Annotated in this window: 15 protein-coding genes; 9 read left to right on the forward strand and 6 right to left on the reverse strand. The window is 71.4% G+C overall.

Annotated features, from left to right (window positions below):
- Positions 1–121: 121 nt before the first annotated feature.
- Positions 122–1201 (reverse strand): tocopherol cyclase family protein, encoded by a 1080-nt coding sequence (locus tag D4B81_RS12240; protein WP_122262889.1) that lies wholly within the window; start codon positions 1199–1201, stop codon positions 122–124.
- A gap of 81 nt (positions 1202–1282) precedes the next feature.
- Here D4B81_RS12240 and D4B81_RS12245 point away from each other — a divergent pair, with 81 nt between their 5' ends.
- Both D4B81_RS12245 and D4B81_RS12250 read left to right on the forward strand, forming a co-directional pair.
- Complete coding sequence (locus tag D4B81_RS12245) at positions 1283–2536, forward strand: metal-dependent hydrolase family protein (RefSeq protein WP_122262890.1); 1254 nt, start codon at positions 1283–1285, stop codon at positions 2534–2536.
- 151 nt (positions 2537–2687) lie between these two features.
- Entirely contained in the window at positions 2688–5780 is a 3093-nt protein-coding gene (locus D4B81_RS12250) for a S8 family serine peptidase (RefSeq protein WP_161965149.1), read from the forward strand.
- Between the two features lie 39 nt (positions 5781–5819).
- On the opposite strand, the gene D4B81_RS12255 is transcribed toward D4B81_RS12250, so the two are convergent.
- Genes D4B81_RS12255 through D4B81_RS12270 form a run of 4 tightly spaced genes read right to left on the reverse strand, consistent with a single transcriptional unit; the run spans position 5820 to position 9602 of the window.
- Entirely contained in the window at positions 5820–6482 is a 663-nt protein-coding gene (locus D4B81_RS12255) for a response regulator (protein ID WP_122262892.1), read from the reverse strand.
- Positions 6479–7324, reverse strand: coding sequence for a sensor histidine kinase (locus D4B81_RS12260; RefSeq protein ID WP_122262893.1), 846 nt, complete (start codon positions 7322–7324; stop codon positions 6479–6481). The genes D4B81_RS12255 and D4B81_RS12260 overlap by 4 nt, the downstream gene beginning before the upstream one ends.
- 17 nt (positions 7325–7341) lie before the next feature.
- Positions 7342–8514 carry a mandelate racemase/muconate lactonizing enzyme family protein gene (locus D4B81_RS12265; protein ID WP_122262894.1) on the reverse strand — a complete coding sequence of 391 codons (1173 nt, stop codon included), beginning with the start codon at positions 8512–8514 and terminating at the stop codon, positions 7342–7344.
- On the reverse strand, positions 8511–9602 hold the full coding sequence (locus D4B81_RS12270) for a tartrate dehydrogenase (RefSeq protein ID WP_122262917.1): 1092 nt from the start codon (positions 9600–9602) through the stop codon (positions 8511–8513). Before D4B81_RS12270 ends, D4B81_RS12265 begins: the two co-directional genes overlap by 4 nt.
- 455 nt (positions 9603–10057) lie before the next feature.
- Here D4B81_RS12270 and D4B81_RS12275 point away from each other — a divergent pair, with 455 nt between their 5' ends.
- The 7 genes from D4B81_RS12275 (at position 10058) to D4B81_RS12305 (ending at position 14919) form a co-directional block, all read left to right on the forward strand.
- On the forward strand, positions 10058–10828 hold the full coding sequence (locus tag D4B81_RS12275; protein ID WP_122262895.1) for a CHRD domain-containing protein: 771 nt from the start codon (positions 10058–10060) through the stop codon (positions 10826–10828).
- Positions 10829–10841: 13 nt separating this feature from the next.
- Positions 10842–11642 carry a class F sortase gene (locus D4B81_RS18165; protein ID WP_161965150.1) on the forward strand — a complete coding sequence of 267 codons (801 nt, stop codon included), beginning with the start codon at positions 10842–10844 and terminating at the stop codon, positions 11640–11642.
- A 3-nt stretch (positions 11643–11645) separates the two neighbouring features.
- Positions 11646–13151 (forward strand): CopD family protein, encoded by a 1506-nt coding sequence (locus D4B81_RS12285; RefSeq protein ID WP_122262897.1) that lies wholly within the window; start codon positions 11646–11648, stop codon positions 13149–13151.
- Between the two features lie 275 nt (positions 13152–13426).
- Positions 13427–13531 (forward strand): hypothetical protein, encoded by a 105-nt coding sequence (locus D4B81_RS18885; RefSeq protein ID WP_237565975.1) that lies wholly within the window; start codon positions 13427–13429, stop codon positions 13529–13531.
- 483 nt (positions 13532–14014) lie between these two features.
- The gene (locus D4B81_RS12295; RefSeq protein ID WP_122262899.1) at positions 14015–14248 is read left to right on the forward strand and encodes a ribbon-helix-helix domain-containing protein; all 234 of its coding nucleotides are present in this window, start codon (positions 14015–14017) and stop codon (positions 14246–14248) included.
- 2 nt (positions 14249–14250) lie between these two features.
- Positions 14251–14571, forward strand: a complete 321-nt coding sequence (locus D4B81_RS12300; protein WP_122262900.1) for a type II toxin-antitoxin system PemK/MazF family toxin — start codon at positions 14251–14253, stop codon at positions 14569–14571.
- A gap of 150 nt (positions 14572–14721) precedes the next feature.
- On the forward strand, positions 14722–14919 hold the full coding sequence (locus tag D4B81_RS12305) for a PIN domain-containing protein (RefSeq protein ID WP_237565970.1): 198 nt from the start codon (positions 14722–14724) through the stop codon (positions 14917–14919).
- A gap of 98 nt (positions 14920–15017) precedes the next feature.
- Here D4B81_RS12305 and D4B81_RS12310 read toward each other — a convergent pair whose 3' ends face one another.
- Positions 15018–15689 (reverse strand): dihydrofolate reductase family protein, encoded by a 672-nt coding sequence (locus D4B81_RS12310; RefSeq protein WP_122262901.1) that lies wholly within the window; start codon positions 15687–15689, stop codon positions 15018–15020.
- Positions 15690–15960: the final 271 nt, after the last annotated feature.

A 15960-nucleotide genomic window follows, 5' to 3' on the forward strand; every position in this document is an offset into this window, starting at 1 on the left:
CCGCGTCCGCGGCGAGATATGGCCCCTCCAGGGGCCACGAACCGCCCCACACCCGCGACGGGCTGCGCCGACAGCCGGGCACGGGTGACGAATCCCCCCTGTCCTGGGAGGCAGGGCTTCCTCACAGTCCGGTCGGAGGGGGCTGCGGACCCGGTGGTCCACCGGGCTCGGGCCGCCCGCCCCGCCTCGCCAGCTCGGCCTCGGCCCGCGCCAGTCCCCCGTGCTCCAGACCGGCCAGGTATGACGTTCCTCGCCACACCTCCCGGCCCCGCCGGGCGACGCGCACCTCGAGCGTCCCGGCGAGGTGCTCCAGGGCCCCCGGGGTGTTGCGCCCCTGCGACGGCAGGGGGACGGGCAGGACGTGCGCGTCGGACAGCGGCGAGGCGGCGTCGACCTCGACCTGCCACCCGGCGAGCCGGTCGACCCCGCGCAGCCGCCACGACGCATCGTCGACCTGCGCCGCCACCGGCGTCACCACCGGATCGCCCAGGCGGAGGACCCGACCCGAGGGGAGGCGGACGACGAGCGCGGTCACCTCGGTGCGCAGCGGCATACCGAGCGGGGTGGCGTGGACCTGGCCGCCCGCGAAGGCGAGGCACGCCCCGCGCTCGGCGAAGCCGTGCGCCTGCCCCCACCACCACGCGTCCGGGAACCCCTCCGGGCCCCAGTTCTTCTCGCCGTAGACCTGCGCGTCGTCGAGGGTCCAGGTCTCCCTCCCCAGGACGGCGGTGCCGGTGGCCCGCCCGCCGAGGAGCCACGGGTGCCAGTACTGGTTGAGCCGCGGCACGGCGTGGAAGACGCTCGACCCGCCCAGCCGGCCGGGGGGCCACGGGTGGAGAGGCTCCAGCCGCAGGTCGACGCGGGCGTCGGTCCCCAGGTCGACCCTGAGCCGGTGCGCCGTGCCCTCGACCACCCAGCCGGCCCCGACCGCGCCGCCCCGCGCACCCAGCCCGTGGGGCGCCGCCTCCGCACCCGGCAGGGCGGTCGTGCACAGCAGTCCGCCGGACGTGGCCAGGCCGATCGTCGCCCACGGGCCGTCGGGCCCCCGGTTGACGCCGACGAGCACGATGAGCGTGCGCCCGGCCCGGACGTCGGTCACCCGCCAGAAGTACCCCTCCATGGCCACCCCCGGGTGGGAACGGCGCGGGTCCTGCCACGGCAGGTCCGCGCCGGTGCCGCGGTAGCGCGCGAGCAGGGCCACGCCCGAACGGTACCGACCCCCGGGCCCGACGCACGCGGTCCGTCCCCGACCCCCTCCCCCGCCAGGGTAACGTCGGCCGGCATGAACCGGGTCCTCTTCCGTGGTGGTGTCGTGGTCGACGGGACGGGCGCCGACCCGGCTCCCGCCGACGTCCTGGTGGTGGACGGCCGGGTGGCGGGGGTCGGCACCGGCCTCCCCGGCCTCGATGGCGGGGGCGGGGACGACGACCTCCGGGTGGTGGACTGCGCCGGCGCGTTCGTCACGCCGGGGCTCTTCGACTGCCACGTGCACTTCCTCTTCGAGCAGCCCACGATGGTCAAGACCCTCCAGACCCCGTTCTCCCTCCCCTTCTACGAGGCGATCGACCGGATGCGGCGGACCGTCGCGACCGGGATCACCTACGTGCGCGACGCCGGCGGCTCGGACCTGGGGCTGGCGGAGGCCGTCCGGCGCGGGCTGGTGCTCGGGCCGCGGATGCAGGTGGCGATCCAGATGATCAGCCAGACCGGCGGCCACGGTGACGACTGGCACGTGTGCGGGGCGCAGGTCGGGCTGATCGCGGGTCATCCCGGCATGCCGTCGGCGGTCGTCGACGGCCCGGTGGAGATGCGCCGCAAGGTGCGCGAGCTGGTCCGCGCCGGGGCCGACGTCATCAAGGTCGCCACGAGCGGCGGCGTGCTCTCGCCCCGGTCCAACCCGGTCCACGGGCACCTGCGCGACGACGAGGTCGCCGAGCTGGTCCGCGAGGCCACCGCGGCTGGGCTGAACGTCATGGCGCACGCCATCGCCGCCGACGGCATCAAGACGGCGGTCCGCAACGGGGTCCGCTCGATCGAGCACGGGATCTACCTCGACGACGAGGCGATCGAGCTCATGCTCGAGCACGGCACCTGGCTGGTGCCCACCCTCAGCGCGCCGCGGGCGGTGCTGGCCCAGGCCGAGGCGGGTGCGGCGATGTCGGACGCGGTCGTCGCCAAGGCCCGCATGGTCGCCGCGGTGCACGACGACTCGGTGCGCCGGGCGGTCGAGGCCGGGGTGAAGGTGGCGATGGGCACCGACAGCGGGGTGGGCGTGCACGGCACCAACCTCGACGAGCTCGGGCACCTCGCAGCCCTGGGTATGCCGCCCGCGCGCGCCTGGGCAGCGGCGTCGGGGGTCGCCGCGGAGCTGCTCGGGGTCGAGGCCGACCACGGGACGCTCGAGGAGGGCAAGGTCGGGGACGTGGTCGTGGTCGACGGGTCCTACGACGACCTGGTGGGGCTGCGGGAACGGGTCCGGGAGGTGTGGATGGCGGGCGTGCGGGTGAGCCGTCGGGAGGACCACGACGAGCCCTGACGCCGCTGGCCGGAGGCTGCTATATCACGCCGCGAGCTCGGGGGCGAGGCGAACCCTCCCGGACCATTGACGCACCGACGGGGCGGGAGTACGTTCGCGTCATCGCCGAGGGTCTGTCGGCGTCCCGCCCATGGGCCCCAGGAGGTCTCTCGTGAGCCGTTCCCTGCGCACGATGGTGGCGGCCGCCGCCACCCTCGGACTCTGCTTCCCGGCCCTGGCGGTCTCCGCCCAGGACGACCCGTCGGAGCGGCTGAGCATCCCCGGCGGCCCGGTCTCGACGGACCGGGTCCCGGAGGGACCGCTGGCCGACGCGGAGGGGAAGGTCACAGTGTCCCTCCGGCTGTCCGCCCCCTCGCTCGCCGAGGCGGTCGGCGAGGGCGCCAAGCAGCAGGGACCCGCCCTCGGGAAGGCCGCACAGCGGGCCCACGTCGCCAGCCTCGAGCGCGCGCAGCGGGGCGTCGCCGGCCGGGTGAAGGCGCTGGGCGGCGAGGAGCTGGCGACCACGCAGAAGGCGGTCAACGCCGTCGTCGTGTCCGTCGACGTGGACGACGTCCGCAGCCTGGCGGAGATCCCCGGCGTGGTGTCGGTGCGTCCGGTCCTGGACTACGAGCTCGACCTGACCGAGACGGTGCCCTACATCGGGGCGACCGCGTTGCACGAGGGCGACCCCGCGCTGACCGGTGAGGGCATCTCCGTGGCGGTGCTCGACTCCGGCATCGACTACACCCATGAGCGCCTCGGCGGCGCCGGGACCGCGGAGGCGTACGCCGCGGCATACGGCACCTCGACCGGCGACGTGCGCAACAGGTCCCGCGACGGTCAGTTCCCGACCGCGAAGGTCGTGGAGGGTTTCGACTTCGTCGGCGAGGTGTGGCCCAACGGGCCGGCCGTGCACGACCCCGACCCGATCGACTGCGGTCCCGGCCCGATCGGCTGCAGCGGTGGGCACGGCACCCACGTGGCCGCAATCGTCGGCGGCGACACCGGCGTGGCGCCGGACGTCGACCTCTACGCGTACAAGGTGTGCTCCGCGGTATCCACATCGTGCAACGGCGTCGCCCTCCTCGAGGGGATGGAGGCTGCGGTGGACCCGGACGGGGACGGATCGATCGACGACGCCGTGGACGTGATCAACCTGTCGCTCGGCAGCGCGTACGGCCAGATCGAGGACGACCTGTCCGCGGCGGTGGCCAACGCCGTCGACCTGGGCGTCGTCGTCGTCGCCTCCGCGGGCAACAGCGGCGACCGGCCCTACATCACCGGCTCGCCGGCCGCGACGCCGGGAGCCATCTCGGTCGCGCAGACCCAGGTGCCCGGTGCTCGCGGACTGGTGCTGGAGGTGAACACGCCGCCCGCGATCGCCGGGATCTACACCAACACCAACACCGTCGAGTGGGCACCGGTGCTTGACGGGTTCGCCGGCGTCGTGGCCTATGGCCAGAGCTCCCAGGAGCAGCTCGGGTGCGGCCCGCTCGCCAGTTCGGTGTTCGGCGGAAAGGTGGCGCTGATCGACCGCGGCGGCTGCAACATCAGCATCAAGGTGCACAACGCCGCCGAGGCCGGTGCCACGGGCGTCCTGCTGGCCAACAACGCCCCGGGCGAGGCGCCGTCGTTCTCCTTCGGCGGTCCGGACCCGTTCACCCCGGCCCAGACCCTCGTCATCGGTCAGGAGGTGGGGACGCGGATCAAGACCCAGGTGGCGAACGGCGTGACGGTCACGGTGGATCCGGCGGACGGCATACCTCTGGCCGGGAGCATGGCGTCGACCTCGTCCCGCGGCCCGAGCATGTCGTTCGACGCCATCAAGCCCGAGATCGGCGCGCCCGGCGCCTCGGTGTCGGCCGAGGCCGGCACGGGGACGGGTGAGACGGCCTTCGGCGGGACCTCCGGCGCGGCGCCCATGGTCGCGGGCGCTGCCGCGCTGGTGCTGGACGCCTATCCCGCGCGCACGCCGCTGGAGGTCAAGGCGGTGCTGATGAACACCGCCGACACCGACGTCCAGATCAACCCGATGACCCGGCCGGGAGAGCTTGCGGAGATCACCCGGATCGGCGCGGGCGAGGTGCGGGTCGACGACGCCGTGGCCGCCCGGACGGCGGCCTGGGACTCCGAGGGCGACGGTGCCGCGCTGTCGTTCGGCTACCTCACCGTTCATGACGACGTCACCCTCAAGCGGACCGTGCTCGTGCGCAACTACACCGGCGCGGGAAGGACCTACTCCGTCACCCCGGAGTTCCGGTATGCCGACGACCGCGCCAGCGGAGCGGTCCGGTTCGTCGGACCCCGGAGCGTCAGGGTCCCGGCCGGCCAGACGAAGAAGGTCGACGTCATCATGAAGATCGACGCGAGCAGGCTCCCGGCCTACGTGCTGGACGGTGGCCCACGGGGTGGCGACGGACCGTCGCTCGCCACCAACGAGTTCGACGGCTACGTCGTGATCTCCGGCGGCGGCGACACCGTCCACCTGCCCTGGCACGTGCTGCCGCACCGCGCCGCGGAGGTCACCTCCCCTGCGTCGGTCGACCTGACGGCGGGCACCGGTTCGCTCCAGCTGAGCAACACGACCAGCGACAGCGGGCTCGGCGCCGCGGTGGAGGTCTTCGCGCTCACCGGGACGAGCCCCCAGATCCCCGCCTCCGAGCTGCCCGCCATCGGCGAGAACCGCGCGGTCATCGACCTGCGGGCGGTGGGCGTCCGGGGGGACGCGGGCGTGATGCAGTTCGGCATCACGACCTACGGTGACCGTTCGCACCCCAACTACCCGGCGGAGTTCGACGTCTACCTCGACACCAACCGCGACGGCAGGGACGACTACGTCGTCTACAACGCGGACCTCGGCACGGGTCAGAACGTGGTCTACGTGTCCAGGGTGGGCAGCGGCGTCGGCACCGCCTACTACTTCACGGATGCCAACCTGAACAGTGCCAACGCCATCCTGACGGTGCCGATGTCCGCCGTCGGTCTGTCCCCGGGACGACAGTTCGACGTGTCGGTGTACGCCTTCGACAACTACTTCACCGGCTCCCTGACCGACGCGATCACGGGCATGACGTTCACGGTGGGCACGCCCAGGTATGCCGTCGGTGAGCTGACACCGCTGGTGGAGCCCGGCACGACGTCGACGCTGACCGTCACGGCGCCAGCCGGCGGTGCGACGGCATCCCCGTCGCAGAGCGGGTTCTTGCTGCTGCACCGGGACGGGGTCCTCGGCCAGGAGGCCGCGACCGTGACCGTCACCGACTGAGCGGGCGCAGAGCCGGACGGCGGCCCAGCGCCCTCGAGCTCACTCAGCCGGGCTGACGACGCCGGTCTCGTAGGCGAGCGCGACCGCCTGCACGCGGTCGCGCAGACCGAGCTTGGCCAGGACGCGGGAGACGTGCGTCTTCACGGTGGTCTCACCCAGGAACAGCTCCCCCGCGATCTCCTGGTTCGACCGACCGCGTGCCAGGAGGACGAAGATCTCCTGCTCGCGGGGCGTCAGCCGGTCCAGCAGTCTGCGGGCATCCTGCGCGGGGGGCTGCCGGGTGAACCGGGCGATCATCCGTGCGGTGACGCTCGGAGCGAGGATCGACTCGCCCGCGGCGACCGCCCTGACCGCCGCGGCCAGGTGCTCCGGTGGCGTGTCCTTGAGCAGGAAGCCGCTGGCGCCGATGCGCAGGGCCTCGTACACGTACTCGTCGAGGTCGAACGTGGTGAGCATCAGCACCCTGGCCCGCTGGCCGGGCTGCTGGAGGATCCGTCGGGCGGCCTCGAGCCCGTCGAGGACCGGCATCCGGATGTCGAGCAGCACGACGTCGGGGCGTGTCTCGAGGGCGAGGGTGACGGCGCGGGCGCCGTCCTCGGCCTCCGCGACGACCTCCAGGTCGTCCTCGGCCTCGAGGATCAGCCGGAAACCGCGGCGGACCAGGTCCTGGTCGTCCGCGACGAGGACGCGTATGCCGTTCACGTCAGCACCCCCTCCGGCTCGAGGGGCAGCGTCGCCAGCACTCGTGCCCCGCCGCCGGGGAGGTCGCTGAGCTCGCAGGAGCCGCCGTAGAGCTGGGCACGCTCGTCCATGCCGCGCACCCCCAGCCCCGGGACGGCCCCGTCCCGCAGCCCGTGCCCGTCGTCCGTGACCTCGATCGTGACCCGGGCAGGGTCGTAGGCGACGACCACGTCGGCCCGGGTGGCCCCGGCGTGCCGGATGACGTTGGTGAGCGACTCCTGGACGATCCGGTGCGCCACCAGGTCGAGGCCGGGAAGGCTCCGACGCTCGCCCCGGACGGTCAGCCCGACGTCGAGCCCGCCTGCCCTGGCCCGGTCGACCAGCAGCTCGAGCTCCGACAGGCCGTGCGCCGGCCCGGTCGTCGCGCCCGGGTTGACGAGGTCCAGGAGGGACCGGATCTCGGTCAGCACCTCGGCGCCGGTCCGGGCCACGTCGGACAGGGGCTCGGACGCGCCGGGTCGCCCCTTCTCGAGCGTGCGTCGCGCCGCGCCGGCCTGCACCACCATGACCACGAGGTGGTGGGCCACGACGTCGTGCAGCTCCCTGGCCAGCCGCATCCGCTCCTCCGCGACCGCCGTCCGGGTGGCCTCCTCTGGCTGGGCGGCCTGCTGCTCGTCGTGGCCGGCCTGTTCCTCACCCGTGCCGTCCCACGGTGGGTCCCCGCGACCCTGCTCGCCGGACTCGTGGGGATGGTCGTCCTCGTCACGGGGCCGGGGCTCGTCGTCGCCCTCGCCGCCCTTGCGGCGGGCTCGATCGGACTCGCGGCGCACCTGCGTGGCCCGGCCCGGGGACGGACGACGCACCCGCGTGGCGGGGTCGCCTACACGTCCTCGACCAGTGAGGCGCAGACGGCGGCGAGGTCCGCCTTGCCCTCGAAGCCGATGCCTGCCAGCTCCGGCATGGTGATGTGGCCGTCCTCGACCTCGACACCGTCGGGGAAGCCGCCGAAGGGCTGAAACAGGTCGGGGTAGGACTCGTTGCCGCCCAGGCCGAGCCCGGCCGCGATGTTGAGGGACATCTGGTGCCCGCCGTGCGGGATGAAGCGGCTCGGCTCCCAGCCCAGCGGCCGGAGCGACTCGAGGGTACGGAGATACTCCACGAGCCCGTAGCTGAGGGCGCAGTCGAACTGCAGGTAGTCGCGCTCGGGGTCCAGACCGCCGTAGCGCGCGAGGTTGAGCGCGTCCTGGGAGGAGAACAGGTTCTCCCCCGTGGCGAGCGGCACCGAGGTGCGACGCTCCGCGACCTGGTTGAGCCCGTGGTAGTCGAGGGGGTCGGTCGGCTCCTCGTACCAGTGCAGGTCGTAGGACTCCAACGCCGTCAGGTATGCCGTGGCCTCCTCCGCGGCGAACCGTCCGTTCGCGTCGACCATGAGGCGCTGTCCGGGGCCGAGGACGGACAGCGCGGCCTCGACCCGCTCGAGGTCCTCGGCGAGGGGGGCACCGCCGATCTTCATCTTCACCACGGTGTAACCGCGGTCCAGATAGCTGAGCAGCTCGTCCTTCAGACCGCGGGTGCCCTTGCCGGGGTGGTAGTAGCCGCCGGCGGCGTAGACGAAGACCCGTCGGTCCGGGGCGCCGGTGCCGTGCTTCTCGGCGATGAGGTCGTAGAGCGGGCGCTCCTCCAGCTTGGCCCGCAGGTCCCACAGCGCCATGTCGAGCACGCCGACCGCCACCGACCGCTCGCCGTGGCCGCCGGGCTTCTCGTTGGTCATGAGAACGTCCCAGGTCCGGTGCGGGTCGATCAGGCCCTCGTCGTCGAGGAGGTCGTCGGGTGCGGCAGCGGTGAGCCGGGGGACGAAGCGCTCGCGCATGAGCGACCCCTGGCCGTAGCGGCCGTTGGAGTTGAACCCGAAGCCCACGACCCGGCGACCGTCGCGAACCTCGTCGGTGATGACGGCCGCCAGGCTCAGGGTCATCTGCGAGAAGTCCACGACCGCGTTGCGGATCGGGCTGCTGATGGGGAAGGTCCGCTCACGGACCTCGACGATCCTCATGCTGCGGCCCCTTCGCTGGTGACATGACGGAGGACGGCGTCGGCCACCTCGGTCGTGCTCGCGGTGCCGCCGAGGTCCCGGGTGCGCACGCCCGAGGTGAGGCTGGCCTCGATCGCCGAGACCACCTCCGCGGCTGCCTGCGGGTGCCCCAGGTGGTCGAGCATCAGCGACGCGGCCCAGATCTGGCCGAGGGGGTTCGCAATTCCCAGGCCGGCGATGTCCGGGGCCGACCCGTGGACCGGCTCGAACATCGACGGGTGCTCCCCCTCCGGGTTGAGGTTGGCAGACGGCGCGATGCCGATGCTGCCGATGATGGCCGCGCCGAGGTCGGTGAGGATGTCGCCGAAGAGGTTCGAGGCGACGACCACGTCGAAGCGGCCCGGGTCGAGGACGAAGAGCGCCGCCAGGGCGTCGATGTGGTAGTCGCGCACCTCCACGCCCGGGTAGTCGCGGGCGCAGTCGTGGACGACCTCGTCCCAGAACGGCATGGTGTGCACGATGCCGTTGGACTTGGTGGCGGACGCCAGGCTCCCCCGCCGGGACACCGCGAGGTCCAGCGCGAAGCGGGCCGCCCGTTCGACGCCGCGTCGCGTGAAGACCGACTCCTGGACGGCGAACTCGTCGGGGGTGCCGCGGTACATGCGACCGCCGACCTCGGAGTACTCCCCCTCGTTGTTCTCCCTCACGACGACGAAGTCGATCTCGGTGCCCTCGCGCAGCACGAGCGGGCAGTCGATCCCGGGCATCAGCCTGACGGGACGCAGGTTGATGTACTGCCTGAAGGCCCGACGGATCGGGATCAGCAGACCCCACAGGGAGACGTGGTCGGGGACCCCCGGGAACCCGACCGCGCCGAGGAGGATCTGGTCGGCCGCCGCCAGCTGCTCGAGCCCGTCCTCGGGCATCATGGCGCCGGTCCTCGTGTAGTACTCGCAGCTCCAGTCGTGGTGCTGCCAGGCGAACTCCAGGCCGTGACGCTCACCGACGGCCTCGAGGATGCCCAGTGTGGGCTCCATGACCTCGGTGCCGATCCCGTCCCCGGGGATCACGGCGACGGTGACCTTCCGGGAGATGTCGGGTGACTCCATCTGCATACCTCCACGTTGTCGGAAGACCTGGACCGGGCGACGGCAATCGGCGTGACCAGCCGGGTGCCCCCGGCGTGGTCGAGGGGGTGGAGACGGTCGCGCAGAGGCCTTGCCGAGAGGTTAGCCCCGATGGGCGTATGCCGCGCCCCTGCCCCAGTCCTGTCAGACACGCCTGCGCCGCACCGGTAACCACGAGCAGTAGACGTTCCGGGGCGGTCGATCTGGGGCTCTCGAAGGGTCCGAGGGCCGAGGGCCGACACGAAAGCCGGTTTCGAGCTCGGCGGACACGCATGGGCAACTCACCTCCGCCCCGTCTCCTCAAGACCAGGTGGCCAAGGCCCAATCCGAAGGTCGATCGGTACCGAACACCGGGAGAAGCCCCACAGACGTGGGGGTCGCATGACTCGACGGTGCGCATGCAGGCTGCCGCGGGTCCGAGTAGAAGGAATGACCTGATGAAGCTTTCCCGAACGTTCTTCGCCCTCCCGGCCGCCGGTGCCGCCGTGCTGCTCATGGCCGGTGCTCCGGCGCTGGCCGCCTCGACCGGCTCGGCGATGGCGGACCTGCAGCCGGTGCCGCTCAACGACGCCCCGGGTTCGGGTTCGGCCATGTTCGAGGTCGACGGCACCATGGTGGACTTCACCCTCGCCTACCAGGGCCTGCTCGCCGACGCCCCGCACGCCGCCCACATCCACTTCGGCGCGGACGCTCGCAACGCGTGTCCCACCGCTGAGGACGACGCGGACGGCGACGGCTTCATCAGCACCAGCGACGGAGCCCCGTCCTACGGCGGCATCGCCGTCTCGCTGACCACCGAGGGCGACACGAGCCCGGACTCCGGTCTGGCCATCGACCGCTTCGGCGTCGGCGACGACGTCAGCTACAGCCGCGCAGGCATCGAGGTCGACCAGGCCACCGCGGACGCGATCATGGCCGGTCAGGCTGTCGTCGTCGTGCACGGTGTCGACCACAACAGCAACGGCGAGTATGACGAGGGTGACCGCGGCGCGTCCGACCTGGACCCCTCGCTTCCCGGTGAGGCCACCGACCCCGCCCTGTGTGGCGTGGTCCAGGCCTCGCAGATGGGCGGCGTGCCCTCCGGTGGCGTCGAGACCGGTGAGGCTTCCATGGGCGGCCAGAACCTCCTGCTGGCCGCGACCGGCGGTGCCGCCATCGTCGGCGGCGCGCTGATCCTGGCCCGTCGTCGCACCGCGACCGACAACTGATCCCGGACATCTGATGAATGAGGACGTCGGGCGCACGGTGACGGGGACCTCCGGTCCCGTCGCCCGACGTCCCGGTCGGATGGTCCGCACGGCCGTCGCGCTCACCGTGATGCTCAGCGGTGGGACAGCGGTGGCCGTCGGGCTGTCCGGTCAGGGCGGGACACCGGTTCCACCCGCACTGTCCGCGCCCGCCGGGTCCGAACCCGAGGCGGATGCTGCTTCCTCGACAGCACCGTCGCGAGATGCGGGACAGTCGCGCAACCCCGAACCGTCGTCCCGCACCGCGCCGCCCGACGCGGCTTCCCCCGGGTCGTCGGCCGCCGCACCCTCTGCGCAGGCCGAGCCCACCGAGGAGCCCGCCCCGGTGGCCCTGCCGGTCTCGGTGTCCATCCCCGCGATCGACGTGACCTCCGACCTGCTGCACCTGGGCCTGAACCCGGACGGCACTCTGGAGGTGCCCCAAGGTCCGGACTTCGACTCCGCCGCCTGGTATGACGGTTCCCCGCGCCCCGGTCAGACCGGTCCGGCGGTGATCGAGGGGCACGTCACCAGCATCGACAGTGGACCCTCGGTGTTCTTCGACCTCGCCCGGCTGCAGGTCGGAGACACGGTCGAGGTCGAGCGCTCGGACGGCACCGTCGTGACCTTCGAGGTGTACGACCTGCAGCAGTTCCCCAAGGACTCCTTCCCCACGGTCCAGGTCTACGGCAACACGCCCGGCCCGGAGCTACGCCTCATCACCTGCGGCGGCACCATCGCGGAGAGCACGGGCCACTTCACCGACAACATCATCGTCTTCGCCCGCGAGGTCTAGTCCATGTCGCCGCTGACCGTCCAGACCCGTCCGCTCGTGCCCCGGACGGTCGCACCCACCGAGCCGGCCGGATCCGAAGAGCTGATCCATGCACCTGTTCCTCTCTCCCGGGTGGTCCGGGTGGGGGTCCTGGCGGGTCTGCTACTGATGGGGATCCTGGTCGCGGCGCTGGTGGTGGGAGGCGGCGGACCGCCACCCACGCTGCCGGGTCTGCCCGACCCAGGTTCGGTGACCGGCTGGGGCCGTCCGCTGGTCGACCTCGTCGTTCGCGTGCTTGCGGTGCTGGCGGTCGGACAGCTCACCTACGCCGCACTGCTCGCCCCGACCGGAGCGGCTGGGGGGACGGTGAGTGCCCTGCGGGACACCACCTGGTGCGCCACGGGGTGGCTCGTCGCCGAGGGCAGCGCCCTGGTCCTCACGGCCAGCTCCGTCTACTCTGTCCCGGTCACCGGCCTGTCGCCGCGGGCGGTCCTGGCGGTGCTCATGCAGCTGCCCGCCGGTCGGGCTGCCCTCTGGGTCGCGCTGCTGCTCGCTGCGGTCATCGTGGGCACGGCCTGGCTGGCCCGGGTGGTGGCGGCCGGAGACCATCGGGGTTGGACCCGTGCGGGATCAGCGCTCTTCCTCCTCGCGGCGCTGGGCGCCGTCGTGCTCCCAGCGGCGCTGGCCGGTCATTCGGCGGCGGCGGACAACCACGTCCCTGCTGTGGTCGCCCTGTCGGTGCACATCGTCACGGCCAGCCTGTGGGTCGGTGGATTGGTCGCACTGCTCATGCATGGCCGTGACCGATCCCGGTCCGTGCACGCCGTGCGCCGGTTCAGCACCCTTGCGCTGGCCTGCGTCGTCCTGCTGCTCGCCTCGGGTGTGACCTCCGCCGTGCTGGTGGCGGGTCCGCCGACGCTGGCGTGGGCCACCCAGGGCTGGGTGCTCCTGCTGTCGATCAAGAGCCTGCTTCTGGGCTGCCTGACCCTCATCGGCTGGTGGCACCGACGGCGCACCCTGCCCGCACTGGCCTCCGGAGCACCGCGCGCATTCCTGCGTCTCAGCGTGGTCGAGGTGGCGCTCATGAGCCTGACAATTGCCCTGTCGGTGGCCTTGTCGGCATCACCAGCACCCACGCCGACCATGGCGACCACCACCACCGTCGACGTGAACCCACAGCTGGCCGAACCGGCCGACGCCGGTTCCTCCACGCCCGCACCGCAGGAGCCGGCCGAGGACATGAGCGGTCACGACCACGGGGAGCTGTCCGTATCCATCCTCGTCGACACGGATCGCTTCCACGTGGCCGGAACGGTCCGCCCCGGCCAACCCGTCACCGTGTACAACCGCAGCAGCGCCGCCGCCACCATCAGCGCGCTCGACGGCACCTTCGACGCCGACGTTGGCCCAAGGACCTTCATCACGTTCATCGCGCCTGCCGCGCCGGGCGACTACGACTTCACCAACCGCAGCGACAGCAGCAAAACCACGAGTTTCGCCGACACGCTCCAGGTCCGCGCCGACCCCTGACAACGGCGATGTCGGTCGGGCGCAGCCGTCGCCAGCGCGCATGGCCGGATGCTGCTACTGAAGTAGCAAGTGGGCCGTAGCGTCCTCGGACGGGCTCACCGATGCTGCGCGGTGAGATCCTTCTCGTCGACCTGGACCCGTGCGCGGTAGCGAGTCAAACATGCTCGGCCCGCGGTGCTCGTCAGCAATGAGCAGGCGAGCGGGTCTTCTCGTTGCAGGTGTTGCCCGCAGACGAGATAGGACTGCAGAAGGACTCCGAGGCCCAGGCTGAGCAGGTGCGGTCGGTAGCTGTTGAGCAGGTGGGCTCTGCAATTGGCCGGCTTTCGCCGGGCCTCATGGCCGCGGTCGACGAAGCGCTGCGCCTCCATCTGCAATTGTGACCCTCGACGCGCGGCACAGTAGTGCTGCGGGTTAGGCGCTCTCCTGGTCAAGCCGTTCAAGGATCCAGGAGCGCACGAGCGTGAATGCAGGTAGATGCTTGGCATCGGCCACGCTCTGGACCCCGGCCGAGCGTTCACTCCGTGTAGCTCACCGTGGAGGTCGCGGTAGGCGATCACGACCAACACCCGCCCGGCGGAGGGCGAGTGGCCGATGAACCGGGAGGCGCGCCATCCGAGACTTCGGATCCGGTTCCAGTGCCACCATGTCGATGTCGGCCAGGACCTCACGGGTGCAGTCGGACGCGATGTCGATGGCGTTGGTGTAGCGGCTGGAGGGGGAGCCGATGTAGTCCATCGACTCGGCGGTCCCAATGGAGTGCTCACGAACGAATCCAGTGTTTTACCGAACGACGTTGTGGTAAAAGGCTCTGGGCGAGGGAGTCGCGCATCCCATATTGGGATGTCCGATGGTATGCTCATGCGATGACGACACAGATCGCGGTACGGCTCCCTGATGAGATGGTTCGGTTTCTCGACCGGAGCGTCGCCAGTGGCAAGGCACCCAGCCGAGCCGCACTGGTGGCGGCGGCCCTAGAGCGCGAGATGCGCCTGCAAGCCGCGCTGCAGGACGCCCAGACCCTGAAGAAGAAGGGCACGGCCGATGACCTCGACGAACTCGTCACCTGGTCCGTGGCCCACACGACGCGGGACGACTGACCTTGCGCGAGATCTGCCTGGCGCGGCTGGACAAGACCCGCCCCGTCCTGGTGCTCACCCGCGACACTGCCCGCGCCGTGATGACCAAGGTGACCGTGGCTCCCCTCACGTCGACCGTCAAGGGGTTGTCCAGCGAGCTGCCGGTAGGACGTGCAAACGGGCTGGACCACGACTGTGCTGTCTCGATCGACAACGTCCTGACCATCCCCGCTGACCTCCTGGGACGGACGCTGGGTTTCCTCACGCCCGAGCAGGAGCGCCAGCTTGCAAGAGTCATCGTGCTGGCGTACGACCTCGAGGTGCCGTTGCTTGATGAGCCGTGATGGCCCCCGGGGACCGGGACAGCGCCTTCCGATCGGGCTGGAATGGAGAGGGACCGGCGGCACGAGCGAGTATGTAGCACAAGCGCTTGGGATGAGGTCACGGACCTGTTCGCCGGCCCTGCCGATGCGGACTGGGAGACTGATCGAGAGTTGGTCGAGGACACCGTCCGCGACGCCAGTTACGGCCGCCTCGCGGCCGCAGCCGTAGAAGCCGGACGTCAACCCCGCCGACGCGCGATGGACCTGTTGATCGCAGCCACCGCCCATGCACATGACGCTGCGCTCTACACCCGCAACCCGGATGGTTTCGCCGGACTTGAGGACCTGATCGAGGTGCGCGTGGCCTAACGGCCCGCGGCAATACGGGATGGACCTGGGCTGACGCGAGGTCACGAAATCTGCGGGAGGTTGACAGGAGCATCGTTCACGCGACCATCTCGCCCAGGTCACGTCGCAGAGACGGTCTTACGTGTGAATGTGAGGTGGGTGACGCCGCTGGGCGAGGAGACGGCCTCGACGTCGTAGGCGCCCTCGAGAGCCTCCAAGCCGTCCCAGAGCCGGACGCCCCGGCCCAGCACGATGGGGACCAGAACCACGTGCAGATGATCCACGAGGTCCGCGGCGAGGAAGTCTCTGACGACGGTGGGGCCGCCGCCGATCCGGACGTCCTGGCCATCGGCGGCTGCACGGGCGACCGCGAGCGCGTCGGCCGGGGAAGTCTCGAGGAAGTGGAACGTGGTGCCGCCCTCCATCTCCATCGGGGGCCGCGGGTGGTGGGTGAGCACGAAGGTCGGTGTATGGAATGGTGGGTTCGCTCCCCACCAGCCCCTCCAGTCCGGGTCGTCCTGCCATCCCGGCGGACCAAACTTGTTGGCGCCCATGATCTCAGCTCCGAAGCCGGCGATGTGGCGCTCCGCGAAAACGTTGTCGACGCCCTCTGATCCGCCACCGCCCCCTGCACCACCTGGGTCCCCGCCCAGCGTCCAGAACCGTGTGGCGAGCATCCATTCGTGCAGGCGCTCGCCTGCATGGCCGAAGGGGGCCTCGGCGGACTGCGGCTCTCCGGTGGCAAAGCCGTCGAGTGAGACGGACAGGTTGTGGATCCGGGTGCGTGACATCTGTGCTCCTCCGGTAGTGCGGCGTGTTTGCGCCACAGGGGATCGACTCCCGGCACCGCGCACTCTCATCGTCCGACACGGACCGTACCCAGTAGCGGTAGGAGCGGACGCTACCGCATCCGGCATGCGGCAAATCCGGACGTCTCGTTGTCCCCGTGCGTCGCGATGCCGGTGCCAGGGACGGGGTGTTGTGGTGGGCCTCCGGGGTGCACGGTGAAGTGCTGCAGCGTGGTGCGCTCACGAGGAACTCGATGGATGAGAGCCAGAAGCG

Source organism: Ornithinimicrobium cerasi (assembly GCF_003702705.1).
GTDB lineage: Bacteria > Actinomycetota > Actinomycetes > Actinomycetales > Dermatophilaceae > Ornithinicoccus > Ornithinicoccus cerasi.